This window comes from Streptomyces sp. TRM64462, assembly GCF_013362995.1.
Taxonomy (GTDB): Bacteria; Actinomycetota; Actinomycetes; order Streptomycetales; family Streptomycetaceae; genus Streptomyces.
Genome location: NZ_JABWDV010000344.1, coordinates 58,886 through 76,518, shown reverse-complemented (window position 1 = coordinate 76,518; position 17,633 = coordinate 58,886). Strand labels below are relative to the sequence as shown.

At 70.4% G+C, this 17,633-nt stretch carries 10 protein-coding genes; 3 read left to right on the top strand and 7 right to left on the bottom strand.

Annotation, left to right across the window (positions count from 1 at the left end; translation table 11 throughout):
* The first annotated feature begins 183 nt into the window (after nucleotides 1–183).
* On the top strand, nucleotides 184–639 hold the full coding sequence (locus tag HTZ82_RS18040; RefSeq protein WP_175410423.1) for a hypothetical protein: 456 nt from the start codon (nucleotides 184–186) through the stop codon (nucleotides 637–639).
* On the opposite strand, the gene HTZ82_RS18035 is transcribed toward HTZ82_RS18040, so the two are convergent.
* The 5 genes from HTZ82_RS18035 to brxD form a co-directional block, all read right to left on the bottom strand.
* A complete protein-coding gene (locus HTZ82_RS18035; protein ID WP_175410422.1) occupies nucleotides 545–1,168 on the bottom strand; it encodes a GNAT family N-acetyltransferase in 624 nt (207 codons plus the stop codon). The genes HTZ82_RS18040 and HTZ82_RS18035 overlap by 95 nt on opposite strands.
* 86 nt (nucleotides 1,169–1,254) lie before the next feature.
* Nucleotides 1,255–2,151, bottom strand: coding sequence for an RNA polymerase sigma-70 factor (locus HTZ82_RS18030; RefSeq protein WP_175410421.1), 897 nt, complete (start codon nucleotides 2,149–2,151; stop codon nucleotides 1,255–1,257).
* On the bottom strand, nucleotides 2,148–3,359 hold the full coding sequence (locus HTZ82_RS18025) for an NAD(P)/FAD-dependent oxidoreductase (RefSeq protein ID WP_175410420.1): 1,212 nt from the start codon (nucleotides 3,357–3,359) through the stop codon (nucleotides 2,148–2,150). Before HTZ82_RS18025 ends, HTZ82_RS18030 begins: the two co-directional genes overlap by 4 nt.
* A gap of 706 nt (nucleotides 3,360–4,065) precedes the next feature.
* On the bottom strand, nucleotides 4,066–6,216 hold the full coding sequence (locus tag HTZ82_RS18020) for a DEAD/DEAH box helicase (RefSeq protein ID WP_175410419.1): 2,151 nt from the start codon (nucleotides 6,214–6,216) through the stop codon (nucleotides 4,066–4,068).
* Nucleotides 6,213–7,547: a BREX system ATP-binding protein BrxD gene (gene brxD / locus HTZ82_RS18015; RefSeq protein ID WP_175410418.1), complete on the bottom strand. Its 1,335-nt coding sequence runs from the start codon at nucleotides 7,545–7,547 to the stop codon at nucleotides 6,213–6,215. The genes HTZ82_RS18020 and brxD overlap by 4 nt, the downstream gene beginning before the upstream one ends.
* Before the next feature lie 152 nt (nucleotides 7,548–7,699).
* Between brxD and HTZ82_RS18010 the strand changes: the two genes are divergently transcribed.
* A complete protein-coding gene (locus tag HTZ82_RS18010; protein ID WP_175410417.1) occupies nucleotides 7,700–9,514 on the top strand; it encodes a DUF262 domain-containing protein in 1,815 nt (604 codons plus the stop codon).
* 8 nt (nucleotides 9,515–9,522) lie between these two features.
* Nucleotides 9,523–10,554: a CBS domain-containing protein gene (locus HTZ82_RS18005; RefSeq protein ID WP_175410416.1), complete on the top strand. Its 1,032-nt coding sequence runs from the start codon at nucleotides 9,523–9,525 to the stop codon at nucleotides 10,552–10,554.
* 57 nt (nucleotides 10,555–10,611) lie between these two features.
* On the opposite strand, the gene pglZ is transcribed toward HTZ82_RS18005, so the two are convergent.
* Together pglZ and HTZ82_RS17995 are read right to left on the bottom strand one after the other, a co-directional pair.
* Nucleotides 10,612–13,599, bottom strand: a complete 2,988-nt coding sequence (gene pglZ, locus HTZ82_RS18000; RefSeq protein ID WP_309235538.1) for a BREX-2 system phosphatase PglZ — start codon at nucleotides 13,597–13,599, stop codon at nucleotides 10,612–10,614.
* The gene (locus tag HTZ82_RS17995) at nucleotides 13,596–17,567 is read right to left on the bottom strand and encodes a phage resistance protein (RefSeq protein ID WP_175410415.1); all 3,972 of its coding nucleotides are present in this window, start codon (nucleotides 17,565–17,567) and stop codon (nucleotides 13,596–13,598) included. Before HTZ82_RS17995 ends, pglZ begins: the two co-directional genes overlap by 4 nt.
* Nucleotides 17,568–17,633 lie beyond the last annotated feature (66 nt).

Below are 17,633 nucleotides of genomic sequence, written 5' to 3'. Positions count from 1 at the left end.
GCGGTCACACTAACTCAGCGCATTGGTCCGTACCGAGAACGTTACGCATCTCACGCGCCCCGCCCCCTGAGCAGCGCGAATCAGCCAAAGAGCCCCCGGTGACCCGGACATGGGCCCGCTGTGGGACGCCCTGGCTACGTTCACGCCAGACACGTCGGTCAACCGCAGTCCGAGGGAGACGAGATGAGCGGCACCACCCCCGCCGAGACCGGGCTCGACGACACGCTGGACCTCATCAGCCGCAGCTTCGCGGACGCCCTCCACGAAGGGCTCAGCCGGGTGACACCACCCTGGTCGCCCCGCGGCCGCCCCCTGCCGGCACCCGCGGCCCTCCTGCGCGACCACCGCGAGGCCATCCTCGACGACCTGTCCACCACCCTGCCCACCGTCCTGGAGGCCGCGGGCCACCCGGACCCGCACGCACTGGCCGCCCGCCTGCTCACCGCCACGCGCACCCGTCTCGAAGCCGTCATCACCCCCGAAGCCCGGCACCCCGCCCCGGCACCCGTCACCCCGGAACTGGAACTGGCCCTGACCACCCTCCTCATACAGTCGGCGGCCCGTCACCTCCCCGACGTCCCACCCCGCGGCGAGGCCCTCCGCACCCTGGGCCGCTCCTTTCCCAGGCGGTCCGGGTGAGTTCGTACGCGACTTCACCGTGCTCGGAGCCTTCGATCGCCTCCGGCCAGTCCCCGGTGAAGTTTTGGACGAAGGACAGGCCCGACTTCTCCATGACGCGACGGGAACGGGTGTTGACGGCCATCGTGTTCGCCGTGACCCGCTCGACCCCCAGGTCCGTGAACCCCTTGTCGATCAGGGCCCGGGACCCCTCGGTGGCGTAGCCGCGCCCCCATGCCGCCTGGTTCAGCCGGTAGCCGAGTTCGACCACGGCGGGGCTGTGCTCCTCCAGCGGCCGGAACTCGAACCACCCCAGGAAGGCGCCGGTGGTCTTCTCCCGCGCGGCCCAGTAACCACGGGTCTCCCAGCACGGGTAGTCGTGCAGGAGCCGCGGCAGCGTCCGCGTCTCGATCGCCTCGCGGCTGGTGGGACGGCCACCGTTGATGAAGCGCATGACCTCGGGGTCGTTGTCCAGGGCGAGCAGGTGATCGGTGTCGGCCGCGGTGAACGCCCGCAGGACGAGCCGGCCGGTCTCCAGGAAGTCTGACATGCCTCGATCCTCACCACGGTCCGACCGGGCCCGCCACCGGTTTTCCGACCGGCGGCAGGCGGGCGCGGCGGCACGTGGTGTCGGCGTCAGCGCAGGGTGAGCGGGGTCTCGGCGGTGACGTGGGTGAGCTTTTCGGGGTTGCGGACGAAGTAGAGGCCGGTGATGCGGGCGTCCTCCACACGGGCGGCCATGACGCCCTCGAACTCGCCGCCCACGTACAGGGCGAGCGCCGGGCTGCCGTTGACCACGGTGGGCCCCCAGGTGATCGTGGCCTGGACCTTGGCGGAGCCGCCGAGATAGAAGCGGACGATCTTCTCGGCGCCGATGACCGGATGCAGCGCGGCCTTCTTGACTCCGCCGCCGTCGCTGAGCAGCACGACATCGGGGGCGAGTACGTCGAGGAGACCCTGCGGGTCCCCGGTCTCCAGGGCACGCTGGAAGGACTCCAGCGCCGCCCGGGCCTCACTCGCGGAGGCCGTCCGGCGCGGCCGGCGGGCGTCGACGTGCCCCCGGGCGCGGTGCGCGATCTGCCGTACGGCCGCCGGGGTCTTGCCGACGGCCTCGGCGATCTCGTCGTACGCGAACTCGAAGACCTCGCGCAGCACGAACACCGCCCGCTCGGTCGGGGAGAGGCTCTCCAGGACGAGCATCATCGCCATCGACATGCTCTCGGCGAGTTCGATGTCCTCGGCCACGTCAGGTGCGGTGAGCAGTGGCTCGGGCAGCCACTGGCCGACGTACGCCTCGCGGCGGCGCTTCATGGCGCGCAGCCGGTTGAGGGCCTGCCGGGTCGTGATCCGCACCAGGTACGCCCGCTGGTCGGTGACCTGCCCCAGGTCGACCTTGATCCAGCGCAGCCAGGTCTCCTGGAGGACGTCTTCGGCGTCGGCCGCCGATCCGAGCATCTCGTAGGCGACGGTGAAGAGCAGGTTGCGGTGGGCGACGAACGCTTCGGTCGCCAGGTCGGTGGTGTGGTCGTTCATCTCACGGTCTCCCGCTTCTCGGCGGACAGACCGGGCGCGGCGGCCAGGCGGCGCTTGCGCTTGGGCAGGCCGAAGGTCGGGTGGGAGGTGGTCCACAGCGCGCCCTTGAGGATGCCCGCCTTGATCCGCGCGGCCTTCCGGCCGCCCATGTACGTCGGCTTCGCCCGCGCTTCGGCGTCGACCAGCTGGAGGATCCCGTCCCGCCGCCCGAGGCTGATGTGGTTGCCGTGGTAGTCCAGCTTGACGTTCGGGACCTTGCGTCCGGTCAGACGTCCCACGATCGCGGCCGTGGCCTGCATGCCGGTGTAGCCGGCCGAGGCGCAGGACATCGGCAGCGGCAGGCCGTTGTCGCCGATGGCGTAGGCGCTGTCGCCGACGGCGTAGACGTTCGGGTGCGAGACCGACCGCATGGTGCGGTCGACGACGATCCGACCGTCCCCGGTGACCTCCAGCCCGGCGTCGGCGGCGATGGGGCCGGCCGCGAACCCGGCCGACCACACGGTGGCGTCGGATGCCAGGGCGGTGCCGTCGGCGCACCGCACCCGCGTCGCTTCGACGGCGTCGACGCGGGTGTGCTCCAGGACGGTGATCCCCAGCCTGTCGCAGGCCCGGCGCAGATGGCCGCGGGCCCCGGCGGAGAGCCGGGCGCCCAGTTCGCCGCGGGCGACGAGCGTCACCGACAGGCCGGGCCGGGACTCGGCGATCTCGGTGGCGGTCTCGATGCCGGTCAGCCCGTCGCCGACGACCACCACCCTCCCGCCCTCGCCGCTCCTGCCCAGGCTGTCCAGCCGCGCGCGCAGGCGCAGCGCGGAGGGCCGTCCGGCGACGTCGAAGGCGTACTCGGCCACACCGGGGACGCCGCGATCGGCGGCGCGACTGCCGAGCGCGTAGAGAAGCGTGTCGTACCGGATCTCACCGCCACCGCTGCCGTCGGCGTCAGCCAGCGTCACGACCTGGCGCTCGGCGTCGACGGCGGCGACACGGGCAAGGCGCAGCCGTATCCCCGTGCCCGCGAAGACGTCGGCGAGCTGGGGAGCCTCGACCTCCTGGCCGGCCGCGAGCTGATGCAGCCGCAGCCGCTGGACGAAGTCCGGCTCGGCGTTGACGACGGTGATCTCGGCGTCCACCGGGGACAGCCGACGGGCCAGCGTCCCGGCCACATAGGCCCCGGCATAGCCGGCACCGAGGACGACGATGCGGTGCTTCATGAGTTGCTCCTGTCGGTTTCGCTTGATCCCGGTGAGCTGAGCGGAACAACCCCCTGATCCCGGAAGGGAACCGGCGATCACCATCGCCTCGGTCCTCTCGGTCATGCTGTCTCCTCTGCCTCAAGGGGTTCGACCTCAAGACACCGCATGACGGATCGCTGTGACACCTTGTGAGGCAGATCACTTCACAGGCGCCGGCTCTACGACGAGCGGGAGAAGACCACACTGCCGCGGACAGGGCCGAGGGGTTCGAACCGCCCGAGAAACCGCCGCAGCGGACGCCCCGTCGCGTATGTGGGAGGCCGGGCGGCCGGGACGGGAGGCCAGGACCGTGCGGCTCGGTCGTTTTGGCAGACACAACTAAGCCCTGGCCTGCACTTCTGCAGGTCAGGGCTTGTTTTCCGGAAGTGCCCCCGGCGGGGGATCAGGAGCATGGGAACGGGGAGAGCCGTACCGCGTGCCAAGGCGGCGGGCTGATGACTGGGGCAATCGTGCCGCTCACGTGACAAGCGAAGGCCCTTGTCGGTGAGGTGGTGCAGGCCGTCGGTGCGTAGGCTCCGCTTCGACGACATTGGATTGGGCGGGACCGATCCCGTTGGTAACGACTGACCAGGCACGGGGATGGCCGATGTCGGACGGACGAGGGATCGAGCACGTGCGGCCCAAGCGTCGGTACGGATCCGCTGTGATGGCTCTAACACGGCGACTACGTGTTCGCGGGTCGCGTGAATCGGGATGGTTCAAGGAGGGCCGCCGCGGCCCCATCCAGGTCAGCCAAGCGTGCTGCCAGCGTCGCCTCGGCCAGGCGTGGGGGCAGCGCCGCGCTGAATTTCAGGCCGGCCAGCGCTCGGGAATCCACGGCGGGCAGGCACAGGTGCTCAGCCGCTGATGCGCGTGCCCTTGCCCAGTCCCTGGGCGTGATGTCCTCCCGCAGCCGCAGGTACGCCGCTGTCGGTCGTTGCAGCGGATCGGCGACAGAGCCGAGACTGGCCGCCAGAGTGGCGTTCGCGCGGTATCCCGCCCAGGTCCACCATCGGACGTTCGTATCCCGTCCGCCCCGAATGATGACGGAGCGTTCCGGGTGTACCAGGTGGGAGTTCTCTTCGCGTGCCCGCACAAGCGCGCTTTCGGCCCGGCGGGTGAGCGAGACCGGGGGCGTCGCGCCGAGCAGCACCTCCCGGACCGCTCGGGTGAGTTCGTAGGAGGTGGCTCGCGCCGTGCTGAGCCCCGCCCAGCGTGCCCGACCACCGTCGTTCACGGGTTCGACGAAGCAACGGCGCCGCGACCAGTCGATGTAGGTGACCTGCCAGCTGCGCCCGGCGAGCAGCAGGCGCCTTGGGCCGGCCACCTCCTCGGTGAGCAGCGCGGGATCGGTCGTCCCGATCTCCGTTCGGCCCGCGAGGACCGTGAACTCGGGAGCCGCCGTGAACACGGCGGTCAGGTCCATGAAGTGGCGGAATCCGAAGCGCTTCTCGGCCTCCGGCCCCACGAACAGCATGCCGCCGTCCCGGCCCAGATAGCCCTCGGCGACCAGATGGCGCACGACCGGCTCCGCCGCCGTGCCCAATGCGCCGAGCCCACCCCACCACTCCTGCCAGAGCCGGTCGCCCACGCGGTGCTCCTGCAGGCACAGCGCGAGGATCTGCTGGGCGGCGATATGCCGGGGCTCGGGAGGAGCCGTCACCGGCTCGACCCACCCCCGCCCCCACAGGAGCAGGAGCGCAGACGCTGCGAGGAGGCCCCCCTCGTCCAGAGCGAGAAACAGGCAGTTGCGTGACGAGCCCGCCCGTCGGCCCGTACGTCCGATGCGCTGCAGGAACGCGGCCACAGTGTGGGGCGCGTCGATCTGTATGACCCGGTCCAGGTCGCCGACGTCGATGCCGAGTTCGAGGGTGCTCGTGGAGACGATCACGCAGTCGCGGGCCTCGGCGAAGGCCTCCTCGGCCCGCCTCCGCTCGTCGGCGGACAGGGAAGCGTGGGAGAGGAAGGTGGTGACACCCCTGGCTCGAAGAGCAGTCCCCAGTTCCTCCACCTGCTTGCGGGACTCGCAGAACACCAGTCGCTTCTCGCCCTGATGGAGCGCTGCGATCACCGTCGCGGCGTTCGCCAACGAACCCACGTAGTCGAGCTGGACATCACCAGGCGGCGGCAGCGTCGGAGAAGCCTCCCGCAGGTGCGGAGCGACGACGTGTGCGGGGCGTTCGCCGGCCGCCGCCCCCTGCAGCCAGGCCAGCAGCTGGTCCGGGTTTCCCACGGTCGCCGACAGCCCGACCCGCTGTACCGGATGTCCGGCGACCCGCTGTAGCCGCTCCAGCACGGCGAGCAGATGCCACCCGCGGTCGTCCCCGGCGAAGGCGTGCACCTCGTCCACGACGATGGCCCGCAGACCTGAGAAGAACTGCCGGTGGTCGACGTTCGCGCTGACCAGCATCGCTTCCAGCGATTCGGGTGTGGTCAGCAGTACGTCCGGCCGCTCGCGCAGGATCCGCTTGCGGCGGCCCTGCGTCACATCCCCGTGCCACAACGCGGCCGACCGGCCCAGCCACGACGTGTACGCCTGCAGCCGGGGCAGGAGATTGTTGAGCAAGGCCTTGAGCGGACACACGTAAAGCACCGAGGTGCCGGTCCAGCGCTCCGCTTCCATCCGGGACAACAGAGGAAAGGCGGCTGCCTCCGTCTTTCCGCCCGCGGTGGGTGCCAGCAGTACGGCGTCGCGACCGTCGAGCAGCGGCCCGATCGCTTCCTGCTGGAGCGGTCGCAGGCCCGGCCAGCCCAGGGTGTTGATGACGTGGTGCAGCAGACCAGGGTGCAGCCGGTCCAGCGGATCAGCGCTGTCGGAAGCGTGAGGGCCGGTCACGGCAACTCCAGCTCGACCTCGTCGGCGCTGCGAGCCGCCGCGTTGCGCTCCACCTCGGTCAGCTCCGAAGTGCGCACGGTCAGCGCGTAGTGCGCACGCGGGTCGAAGTCCTCGAACTGGTCGATCCGGTCCAGCACATCCCCCACGAGCTTCTTCAGGAACAACCGGGGAGCCACCCCCACCTTGCCGCCCAGCGCCCCGCCGACCGACTTGGCGAGGTCGGCGACGTACGCGTCGTCGGCCGTGGCCGCCACCCGGTCCGGCGCCGATGAGCCGCTCGCGTAGAGATCGCGGATGGTGTGCCCGAGGGAGACAAGAGACTCCTGGGTGAATCCCGGCAGCCGCAGCTGGACCGCGCGCGGGTTGTCGAAGCGCGGGTCGGTGGTGAAGTCGGTCGCCAGCCGCTGGGCGAGCGGTGCCAACCGCTGCACGCCCTGCTGCCCGTCGAAGAAGGCCGGAGTCCCGGTGATCACGAGGTACAGCCCTGGAAAGCGCCCTGAGTGCACTTCGTCGATCAGCTGCCTCAGCGCGTTGAGCGCCTTGTCCCGGGCGTCGGAGCGGACCCGCTGCAGGGTCTCGACCTCGTCGAGTACGAGGAACAGGCCCGCGTGCCCCGAGTCGCGCAGCACGGTCAACAGCCCCTGAAGAAACCCGAACGCACCGAAGTGGTCGAGGTCCCCGCGGACTCCGGCGGCCCGCCGGGCCGATGCCGACACATGTGGCTGCCCGCCCAGCCAGGCCATGACGGCCGAGGCCGTCGCCTCATCCCCCGCGTCCTGGGCGGAGCGGTACCCGCGCAGCGCGGCGGCGAACGACGGGGCATGCCGCGACACCTCGGCCAGCCGGGCCGCCAGCAGCCGGTCCACCTCGGCCGGCAGCTCCTCGTCGGGCACGCCTGCCGCGAGCGCGTCCTCCTCCAGCGTGTAGAACCACGCGTCCACGACCGGTCGCAGAGCGCTGGGCGGGAAGCCGGGCGTGGCGAGCCGCTCGGTCAGCCGCCGGTACACCGTCTCCAGCTTGTGCAGAGGCGTCTCGGTCTCGGAGATCTGGATCTCCGCCACCGCGAAGTTGTGTCGCTTGGCCCGCTCGCCGAGCCACCGGGTGAAGAAGGTCTTGCCGGACCCGTACTCGCCGCGTACGGCCTTGAAGACGGAGGAGCCGGAGGCCACCGCGCTCAGCTCCGCGTCCAGCGCCGACTCGAACCGGTCCAGCCCCGTCGCCAGCAGGTCGAGCCCGGACTCGGGCACAGCCCCTCGGCGCAGGGCGTCGATGACGTCGCGCCGACGGGCGGCACTGACGGCGGTGGGGCGCTGGGGCGGTTCGGTACGCACGGGTTCAGTCTTTCATCCGGCGGCCGTGGACGGGCCGGGGAGCGGAAGTGACAGAGACCGAAAAGAAGCGGTTGACGGCGGCCGAGTGTGTTGCTGCAATTGCCCACTGCACACTTTGCACACTTCAGCACCACTGGCGGGGGACGACGAGCGTGTCGCTAGACAGCCCACAGCTCAAGAAGCTGCTTCAGGATGTCGCTTCGGGAGCACTGCAACTGCCCGACTTCCAGCGCGAGTGGAAATGGGACGACGAACGCATCAAGGCGCTCATCGCCACCGTGACGCTCGACTACCCGCTGGGCGTGGTGATGGCCCTGCAGACCGGCGGCTCCTCCCCCTTCCGGGCCCGGACGCTCAGTGGGGCGGAGGGGGGTGAGAGGCGGACTCCCGATCTGCTGCTGCTGGACGGCCAGCAGCGGCTGACCTCGCTTTTCCAGGCGCTGCACCGCCTTGACAAGCCGGTCGAGACGGTCGACGGCCGGGGCAAGGACCTGAAGGCCTGGTACTACATCGACATCGCCAAGGCCACCGGCTCTCCGGCGGACCGTGACGACGCGATCGTCTCCGTGCCCGAGAGCCGGGTGCTGACAGTCGGCTCGACCCGCCGGGTCACGCTCGACCTGAGCACGACCGAGCTCGAGTGCGCCGCGGGCATGTTCCCGCTCAACATCGTGTTCGACACACAGCGCACGACGGAGTGGCAGCAGAAGTACGTGATGGTCGATCCCGCCGCCAACTGGCCGAAGTGGGCGGACTTCCAGGGCACCGTGCTCAACCACGTCAACTCGTTCGTCGTACCCATGATCAACCTGCCGGCCTCGACCACCATGGACGCCGTGTGCGCGGTGTTCGAACGAGTCAACACCGGCGGGGTGCCGCTCAACGTGTTCGAGCTGCTGACGGCCACTTTCGCCGGGGACCAGTCGCACATCGCGGAGTTCGGTGGGTACTACCAGCTTCCGGAAGAGTGGAAGCACATCAAACAGCGGCTCACCTCCCGGTATCCGGTCTTCGGCAACCCCGAGGCAGGCCTCGACGACGGCCTGAGCAGCAGTGACTTCCTCCAGGCCGTGGCCCTTCTGCGGACCTGGGAGCTCAAGCAGGCCGGAGACCTCGCCTCCGTCTCCTGCAAGCGACGGGACCTGCTGAACCTTCCGCTCGCCGACTTCCGCCGCCTGGCCCCCCGGATCGCGGATGCCTTCGAATGGATCGGCGGGTTCCTGGAGCGGCAGTGCATCGTCCGCTCCGGCGACCTTCCCTACCGCACGCAGCTCGTGCCGCTCGCCGCCGTACGTGCGATCGTCGGCGACGAGACCGACGGACCGGGCGGGGAAGAACGCATCAGTCAGTGGTACTGGAACGGCGTGCTGGGGGAGATGTACGGCGGGTCCATCGAGAGCCGCTTCTCGCGTGATGTGGAGCAGTTGGTCGGCTGGATCCGTCGCGAGCCGAACGTCGTGCCCGACACGGTGACCGACGCGGTGTTCCTCGACGAGCGGCTCGACACCCTCACCACGCGCAACAGCGCCGCCTACAAGGGTATCTACGCGCTGCTCATCAAGCAGGGCGCAGTGGACTGGTACTTCACCGAGGGCCCGCTGAACCCGTCCCGGATCGTCACGCACACGGTGGACGTACGGCAGATCTTCCCCAAGAGCTGGGTGGACAAGAACGCCTCGCGCCACACGAAGCACGTCTACTCCATCGTCAACAAGACCCCGCTGTCCTACCGGGCCAGCAAGAGCATGGCCGGGGTCCCCGGTTCGTATCTGAAGACCCTCCAGCTCGAGTCCGGCATGCGGCCGGAGTGGTTCGACGATGTCATCGCCACGCACCTGATCGACCCGGGCATGCTGCACACATCGGACTTCGACCAGTTCTACGAGAACCGGGCCAAGCAGCTGCTGGATCTGGTGCAGGCCGCCATGGGCAAGCGGACCGTCGTCCGCGACTCCTCGGGCTGGTGAGCGGCTCCATGGCTCAGACTCCCTCGAATGCCGACATCCTCGCCCTCAAGGGCAAGTCCGTCCATGTGAGGGAACTCCTGTCCCTCTTCGGGTTGCCCAATCGGGACAACCACGCGGTCCTGGTCATTGAGCAGGCCCTGAAGGCGGTCGACCTGACCACTGTGCCTTCCTTCGCCACCTGCGCTCATGGCATGCCCCTGCTCGTACAGCAGGCCGTCACCCAGGCCGAGCCCGCTGCGGAAGACGAGGACCCGGAAGAGGACCTGCCCCCCGGCACCCTGCCTCAGCACGTGCTGCGGGTGGGGGACATCCTGGCGGGCAAGGACGGCTTCACCTCGCTCCCGCCCACGGCGACCCTCAGCCAGGCAACGCATCTCATGCGGCTTCACGGGTACTCGCAGCTGCCCGTCGTCGAGTCCAACAACTGGCTTCACGGAGCGGTCACCTGGAGCTCGGTCGCCAAGCTCTACGAGACGAACCTGCCACCGACGCTGGCCAACGCCATCGACCCCGACGCACCCGAGGTGCAGGAGAACGCCGAGTTCTTCTCCATCCTGCCCAGGGTGAGCGAGAGCGGCTATGTACTGGTCCGCGGGAACAACGGTGTCTTCAAGGGGATTGTGACCTCCTCGGACATCACCGACCGCTTCAGCGTCACAGCTCGCCCGTTCTTCATGGTCGGTGAGATCGAGTTCCGGATCCGCAAATGCCTGGGCAAGGCCCTCGACCCCGACGCGATCCGGGCCATCCAGCCCAAGAAGCGGCAGACGGGTCAGATTTCCGACCTGCAGTTCGGGGACTACGTCACTCTGCTCAACGGTCAGCAGACCAAAGAGACCCTGTGCGCCAACGCCGACCAGAACTGGAAGGACCTCGGCTGGCACGGTGTCGACCGGATCGGGTTCGTCCACCAACTCGACCGGGTGCGGCAGATCCGCAATCGCATCGCGCACTTCGATCCGAAGCCGCTGCCCGAGGCGCTGATCGACGAACTCCGCATGTTCGTGCAGTTGCTGCGTCAGTACGTCCCGGACCACTAGCAGACGTGCCGTGGGCCTCGCGTCCATCCGGCGGGCGAGGCCCACACCCCCGTGGCGTCAGGACAGCCCGAACTGGTCCTTGAGCAGCGTCACGTTCAGCCGCACGGTGCGCCCGTCCGGCAGCGTCTCCAGGACCTGCGCGCCGTCGTAGTTCAACAGCTGCCGCAGCATGGCGGCGAAGCCCTCCGGGCGCCGGGGGGCCCGCAGACCCACCCGCTGCGCCAGAGCCGTCATGGGCAGCGTGCCCCCCGCGTCGAGCAGGGCGTGTACGGCCCGCTCGACCTGCCCCACATCCTGCGGGCGGGCCAGCATCTTCAACTGCGCTTCGAACAGCTCCGATGACACGAGCGCGGCGACCAGCGCATCATCGGGGGAGACCAGCTCCACGGACAGCAGAGCCTCATCGTCCTCGGCCGGGGCGGCGGCCGGCACAAGAGCCACGTCGAACAGAGAGTCGTGGCTCCTGGCCAACTCGGCCTGCTTCTTCGACAGCTTGGGAGCAGTGGTCTTCACGGCCGCCACCGACGGCACCGAGGACGCCACGGCGACCGCAGCCGGAGTACGGCGCGGCTGCCCCGCCCCAGCGCCGGAAGCGCCCACTTCCCACCAGCCCGGCCGCTGGCTGCCCAGCTCCCGCCAGCCCTTCGGCGGGGTCGCCCCGAAAGGCAGGAACGCCAGCACCGGGATCGTGAACTCGGCCAGCGCGGCGCCTCCGTGGTATCCGGCGCGCTGCGCGCTGTACCGGGCGTCCGCGTCCCACAGCGCGACAATCTCGCCGCCCGCTTCGGGAGCCACCACCCGATGGCCTGCCAGCCGGACCTCCGCATCTGCCAGCGGCTCGTCGGGCCCGGCCGGGACCCGGTGCCGGGCCGACTCCACACCCACGGCGGCCACCCGCTCCCCGTACCGGTCGACCACATGACCGTGATCACTGGTGAGCAGAACCGCCCGGCCCTGCGCGGCCGCGTACCGCAGCAGCGTCCGCAGCGCCCCTATGTCGGACAGCCTCCACGCGCCGTCACCGAGCTTCTGCTCACTCGACAGCCGGTCGTCGACCGTGTTCAGCACGACCGCGACGTGCGTGCGGTCGCTCTCCAGGGCATCCAGCAGCTCGGGGCCGAGCCAGTCACCGCCGCTGTCGGCCCGCAGGTCGTCCTTGTGGAAGACCGCCGCCTCCTGCCCGCCCCAGAACCGGTGCGCGGGGAACAACCGCCTCTCGTCCGCCTGCGTGCCGCGCATCAGCCGGGCCGCGAACAGGGAGGTACGGGACACGGCGGTGACGGTCGGCAGGGCGGCCGCCATGGCGCGCCGCCGCGGGCGGTCGTCGGCCCTGCGCTCGGGCAGCGGATCGTACTCGGCCCAGCTCTCCCGCAGTTCCTCGCCGAGTTCCGCCGCGATGGCGGCGCTCATCCCGTCCAGTACGAGGAGCAGCAGCCGCCGCTTCTTCTCCTTGACCATCGGGGCGACGACCTCCGGCAGGAAGGTCTCGACCGTCAGCATCGAGCCCGTGTCACGGGCCCCCTCGGTCTCCACGGCCAGCCGCCGCGCGAAGGCCCGGTCGATGGCCCGCCGCTTCTCCCGCACCGCGCCGCACAGCTCGTCGTACGCGGTCTTCAGCTCCCGCTCGGTGTCCCCGCCGGCCTGGACATGCTCCAGCGCCATGTCCACCCAGCCGGTCTCGCGCATGTGCCGGGTGAGCGCGTCGGCGACCGTCGGCACCTCGGTCTCCGGCTGCTCCGCCAGCCACTGTGTCAGCCGCGCGGCCATCGTGGCCCGTTCGATACGGATCGCCTCGTCGGGGCCGGATGCCAGCCGGTGCTCCCGCAGAGCCTCCAACGCGCCCCGCATCCGCAGCGGATCACCGGAGCGCACCGCCTCACCGGCGGCGGCGAACCGTGCCTCCAACCCCTCCCGCAGCACCGGGCTGCGCCGCGCGGCCGACTCGGCACCGAACTGCCGTACGAGGGAGGCGGCCCGACTGAGCACGGTGTCGGACATCCGGCGCGCGCTCCGCTGCTCGTCATCCTGTGGACCGCCTTCGGCCAGGTGCCCGGAACGGTCGGTGAGCAGCAGCCCGGAGACGAACTCCTCGCAGGCCCGCCCGAAGGCGCACGCCAGCTCGTCGAGTGCCGGGCCGCGCACTTCGGTCTCGTCCCCGAGCCAGAGCTCGGCCCGACCGCGGGCCCGGTTGACCTCCGCGTCGTCCTGCGCGTCGGCGTGGCTCCACAGCGCCGCGCACACCAGTCCGAAGGGCACGGCGTCCGCCCCGTGCTCAGCCCGCACCAGAGCGAACAGCGCCCGCCCGGCCTGCCCGGCCTGCTCGTCCTCCGCCAGGAACCTCGCCAGCCCCTCGCGCTCGGCAGCGCGCAGAGCGAGATAGCGGTCCGGCCCGCCCGGCCGCAGCGACCAGCTCAGCAGGGCGGGCACATCGAGTACGTCCGCCCGCTCCCCGCTCGCCGGGCGGTCGGGGTCGTAGCGGCCGATGCCGAGCCGGCGCCGCGCCAGCTTGGCCAGGGCGTCCCGCCGCTCCAGCAGACCCCCGTCGAGGGCGGGCCAGCCCCCGGGCGGAGCGGCGTCCACCAGAGCCTCGGCGGCCCAGTTGTCGTCCAGCAGCCGCGGGTCGGTGCCCTGGGCGGCGAAGGACTCGCGTACGACGTCCCAGGTGTCGACGGCGTTGACCCGGTACTTGTACACCTGGCCCAGGACATCGGGGCCCAACTCCGCCTCCTCCCGGTCGGTCAGGATCACCAGCACTTCCGGGCCGGTGGCGTCGGCGGCCAGATGGGTGAGCACCAGCTCGTACACGGCCAGCGGGGACGGCGCCGCGGTGACCAGGGCGCGCCGGCTCTCGCCCCAGGCGACCTCGGTAAGCCCGTCCCAGACCGGCGCGGCACGCAGCAGCACCACGGTGCGCCGGGTCGTCGACCGCAGGTAGGACTGGGTGGCGAGGTACTGGGTGATGGTCGTGGTGTTGAGCCGTACCGTGCTGGCCGCGCTTGCCGTGCTTGTACGGGACACGGCCGCGGCCCGGGCCTGCGGGGTCACTCGACCACCCGCCAGGTGATCTCGATGGTGGCGTCCGGTTCCGCGGCCGTGAGCTCGGCGAGCTGGGCGCGCAGCTCGGCCACGGCCTGCGCAGCCTTGGCACGTCCGCCGCCGGAGCGCCGCTTGGCCTGGCCGGTGCCGGCGCCGGTGCTCGTACCGGTGGTGGTCGGGTGGCTGGTGTGCACCGGCGGGTGGCTGGATTCGGTGCTGAGATCGATCTCGTTGGGGGTGCGCGGTGCGTCCGGCTCGGTCCCGGCGGTCGGCGTGTTCGGCCGGGGCGGGGCGATAGCGGCCTCGGCCCGGTCGAGGACCTTGTGCATCGCGTCCTCGGCGTGTCGCAGCGCGTCCTCCAGCTTGGCCGTCCGCTGGTCGAGCCGAGCCGCGTTGCGCAGGGCGTCCAGCACGGCTTCACCCGACGGACCGTACTTCGGGGCCCGCTCCAGCAGCTTCCAGGGGCCGCCGACCAGTGCGTCGGTCACCGTCTGGGCCTGTCGGACGGAGGTGCTGTAGCGGCTGGCCGGGACCTCGCCGAGGTCGAAGGTGGCGAAGGTGGTGATGATCTGCTTGGCGGCTGCCGAGCCACTCGCCGGGCCCTGCTCGACGTCCTGCGCGGCCTTCAGCAGGTCGCGTGCCCGCTGGGCCAGCGCCAGCCTCCCCGACTCGTCCGCACCATCCAGCCCGAGCAGAACCGAGTGCTGCTCCAGCTGCTTCACCAGTGCTTCCACGTGCGGGGCGTATGTCCCGGCCTCACGGGCGATCCGCCGCGCGAACTGTCCCACCAGCCGCCCACGGCGCAGCGTCGGCGGCCGCTCCCCGAAGATCTCCCAGAAGCGCCGGCCGGCCTCCTCCCACACCTCCGGCTCCGGTAGCGGCTGTGAGCGCAGCGCGTCGATCGTCTTGACCCCGGACGGCTCGGGGGAAGGGTCCAACGGCGCCCCGCCGCGCACCCACACTCGGTCGTCCATCTCCGCGTACGCGCAGATCACCAGGTTGGCGAGCAGCGGATCGAGCCCCATGGGGGTGGGCTTGTCGATCCAGTCCGTGAGCTGGACGACGGTCGGCCCGCCGGGGCCGCCGTCTGTGCGGGCGTACAGCGCGAAGTGCTCCACCCAGCGGGTCGACAGCCGGAAGTACGCCTCCTTCATCTGCCCCAGCTGAAGCGGCTCGGCCAGGCGCCGCATGGCGTCACGGTCCTTGGCCGGGATCTCGGCCTGCCGGTCCCCGGCCTCCGCGGCGGTCCGGATGTGGCCGAACACGGTCCGGACGTCACCGCTCTTGTACGGCAGGCCGGTGTTGTCGGGGTCGAGGTCCGGGTGCGCGGGGAACTGTTGGGCGAGCAGCTTCGAGGCGATGTGCCGGGCGGCCTCACCGAGGGTCTGGCCGACGGAGACCTTCAGGTCCGGCACGTCGCGCAGGGACGCGAAGTGGTCCTGGAAGGACACGTCGACATCGGCGGGCTGCTTCGCGGCGCAGCCGTACGCCTGCTTGAACGCGGCCTTCACCGTCTTGGTGAGCTGCTCGCGCTGCCCTTCGAGCAGGGCCTTGGCGCGGGCCCGGTTGTCGGCGTTGAGGTGCTGGGCGTACTGGGTGTCGAAGCGGCGCTGGTCGGCGAGCGCGTAGTCGATGGTGACGAGGCGCCGGAAGTCCTGGTAGCGGGCGGCCGACAGATGCGTCGGGATCCACGCCACGGTCTGCGGCGCCACACCGGGCCGCTCCCGCAGCCGCTCCATCCGGTTGACGTTTTCGCGGGGGCCGTACGAGCCCTCGCCGTACGGCAGGTCGATGACCAGCCGCCACTGCCCGTCCGTGCTGGGGGCGAAGTCGTGGTCGGGCATCGTGTCGGGGTCCGCGATGTTGCCGAAGACCACCTCGGCGGTGCGGTGCGTGCCGCGCCAGACCAGCCGCAGCTCGTCGGAGCCGAGCTGGTCCTGGCGGTTCAGCCGCAGCTCCTCGGCGAGCAGGCGCTTGGCGAGGGACCGGCGGTTGGCGGGGTTGTCGTTGACCTTGGCGTTGGCGATGACGGAGTCGACGTCGATGCCGGTCAGCTCAAGGCGTACGCCGGGGTTGGTGTCGGTGCCGGTGGGCTTGATCTCGGCGAAGCGGGAGGCCCACTCGGCGACCTTCGCCTTGATCAGACCGACCTCGGCGCCCGGGATGGGGGAGACCACGGAACCGTGGTTGAGTGCCCCGAGCCGCCGGATGGTCAGATCGCGCAGCGCGGGGACGCCGGGGGCGAGCGCCGACAGCAGCAGGGTGCACAGGAGTCGGTTGTCACCGATGAAGCCCTTGCACCGCCCGGCGAGCTGGGGATCGGTGATCGTGTCACGGCGGTGCCGGTAGCGCTCGACGTCCTCCTCGGTGAGGTCGTACGTCGCGAGAAGGTGCGGGCGCAGCTTGGTGCGGTACAGCTTGTCGGCGGCCTGGAACTCGACCTTCAGCTTGTCCACGAACGGCTTGTCGCCGCCGTCCGCGATCACTGGGTAGAGGTCGCCGAGCGGCACAAGGTCGTTGAGGGTGAGCTCGTCCCTGCGGTCCGCCAGCAGCTGTCCCATCAGCTTCAGACCGGTGCGGGAGCGCTGCAGGGCCGAGGAGATGTGGACCAGGGTGTCCATGAAGGCAGGGGAGAAGGGATACGTCAGCCGGAACGACTCCTCGTCCGCACCGGTGGTCCCCTCGTCCGAGCCGAGCAGGGTGTCCCAGACCTGCGGCCCGACGCGCTTGATCCGGACGAAGGCGGCGTCGAGCTTGGCGGCCGCCTCGGCGTCCTTGGGCTTGAGCAGCCGGGCGTGGGCGATCTGCGGGAGGTTGCGGTCCTCCAGCGTGATCTTGTCGAAGCGGCCGGAGGCAAGGTTGAGGCTGTCCTGGATCGCGGTCTCGGCGGCGCCGGAGGTCTCCTCACCGACCAGCTCGCGCAGGTCGCGCTGGCGGGCGATGAACGACACGATCGGAATGGCCCGCCGGGAGTCGGCGCCCTCGACAAAATTGGTGATCTTGTCGGCCTCGCGGGAGACGAACTTCTCGTCATGGATGCGGTTGGCGAGCCACAGGATCAGCTCGTCCATGAAGAGGATCAGCCCGTCGTAGCCGAGCGACTTCGCGTGCCGGGCGATCACGCCCAGGCCGGCGTCGAGGGAGATGAAGCCGTGCTCGTCCTCGGCGGCGTTCTTGGCGAACCCGGGGAACCAGGTGGTGGCCGCGTCATGCACCAGTTTGGCGCGCAGTTCGGCGGGGGTGGACGGGTTGACGAGGTTCAGAGGCTCCTCGTCATCATCCGGATCCTCGTCACCGTGCAGCTCCTCGGCGGCGAGGGCGGTCTTGAGGAGCTCGGGGGTCCAGGCGAAGGCTTCGCCCCACTCGTCGTCCTCGGCATCGCCCGCCTCGGTCTCGGACCCGCTGAGCCCACTGATGAAGGCTTCGTCACCCATGCGCTCCCGAAGCGCGCGGATGTCGTCGAAGAGGGCGTCGGTCCGGTAGACCTGCGGCGTGGGCGCTTCAGGGTGGAGTGCCTTGACGTGGCTGACGTAACCGCCGAGAACCCGCTGCTCCAGGGACTTGGCACCGAGCATGTGGTACGGGACGAGCAGGAACTTCTTGCCCTCGCTGCCGAGCCACTCGTGCTTGGCCAGGACCGGGTCGAACTCGTGGCGGGAGAGGGCTGCCCGGTCACCGCGCAGGAGGGCGTGGAGGACCGCCATGAAGTGCGACTTACCGGAACCGAAGGACCCGTGCAGGTAGGCGGCCTTCGACGTGTGCCCGTCGAGGGCCGCCTTGATCAGCCCGAGGGCCTCGTCGAAGTTCTCCAGCAGGCGTTCGGTGACGACGTAGTCGCGCAGAGCACGCGCGGTGCCCTCTTCGGTGACCGCCTCGGCGAGCTTCAGCACGAAGTCGGAGGTGGAGATCGACGTCTTGATGTTGATCACATCGCGAAGCAGCGGGGCCGAGGCGGCGGCGTTGGCGGTCAAGGCCATGTCTGTCTCGCGTCTCCTGTTGTCCGGCGTCGTACGGATGGGGCATGTGCGCGACCAGCGGCAGGG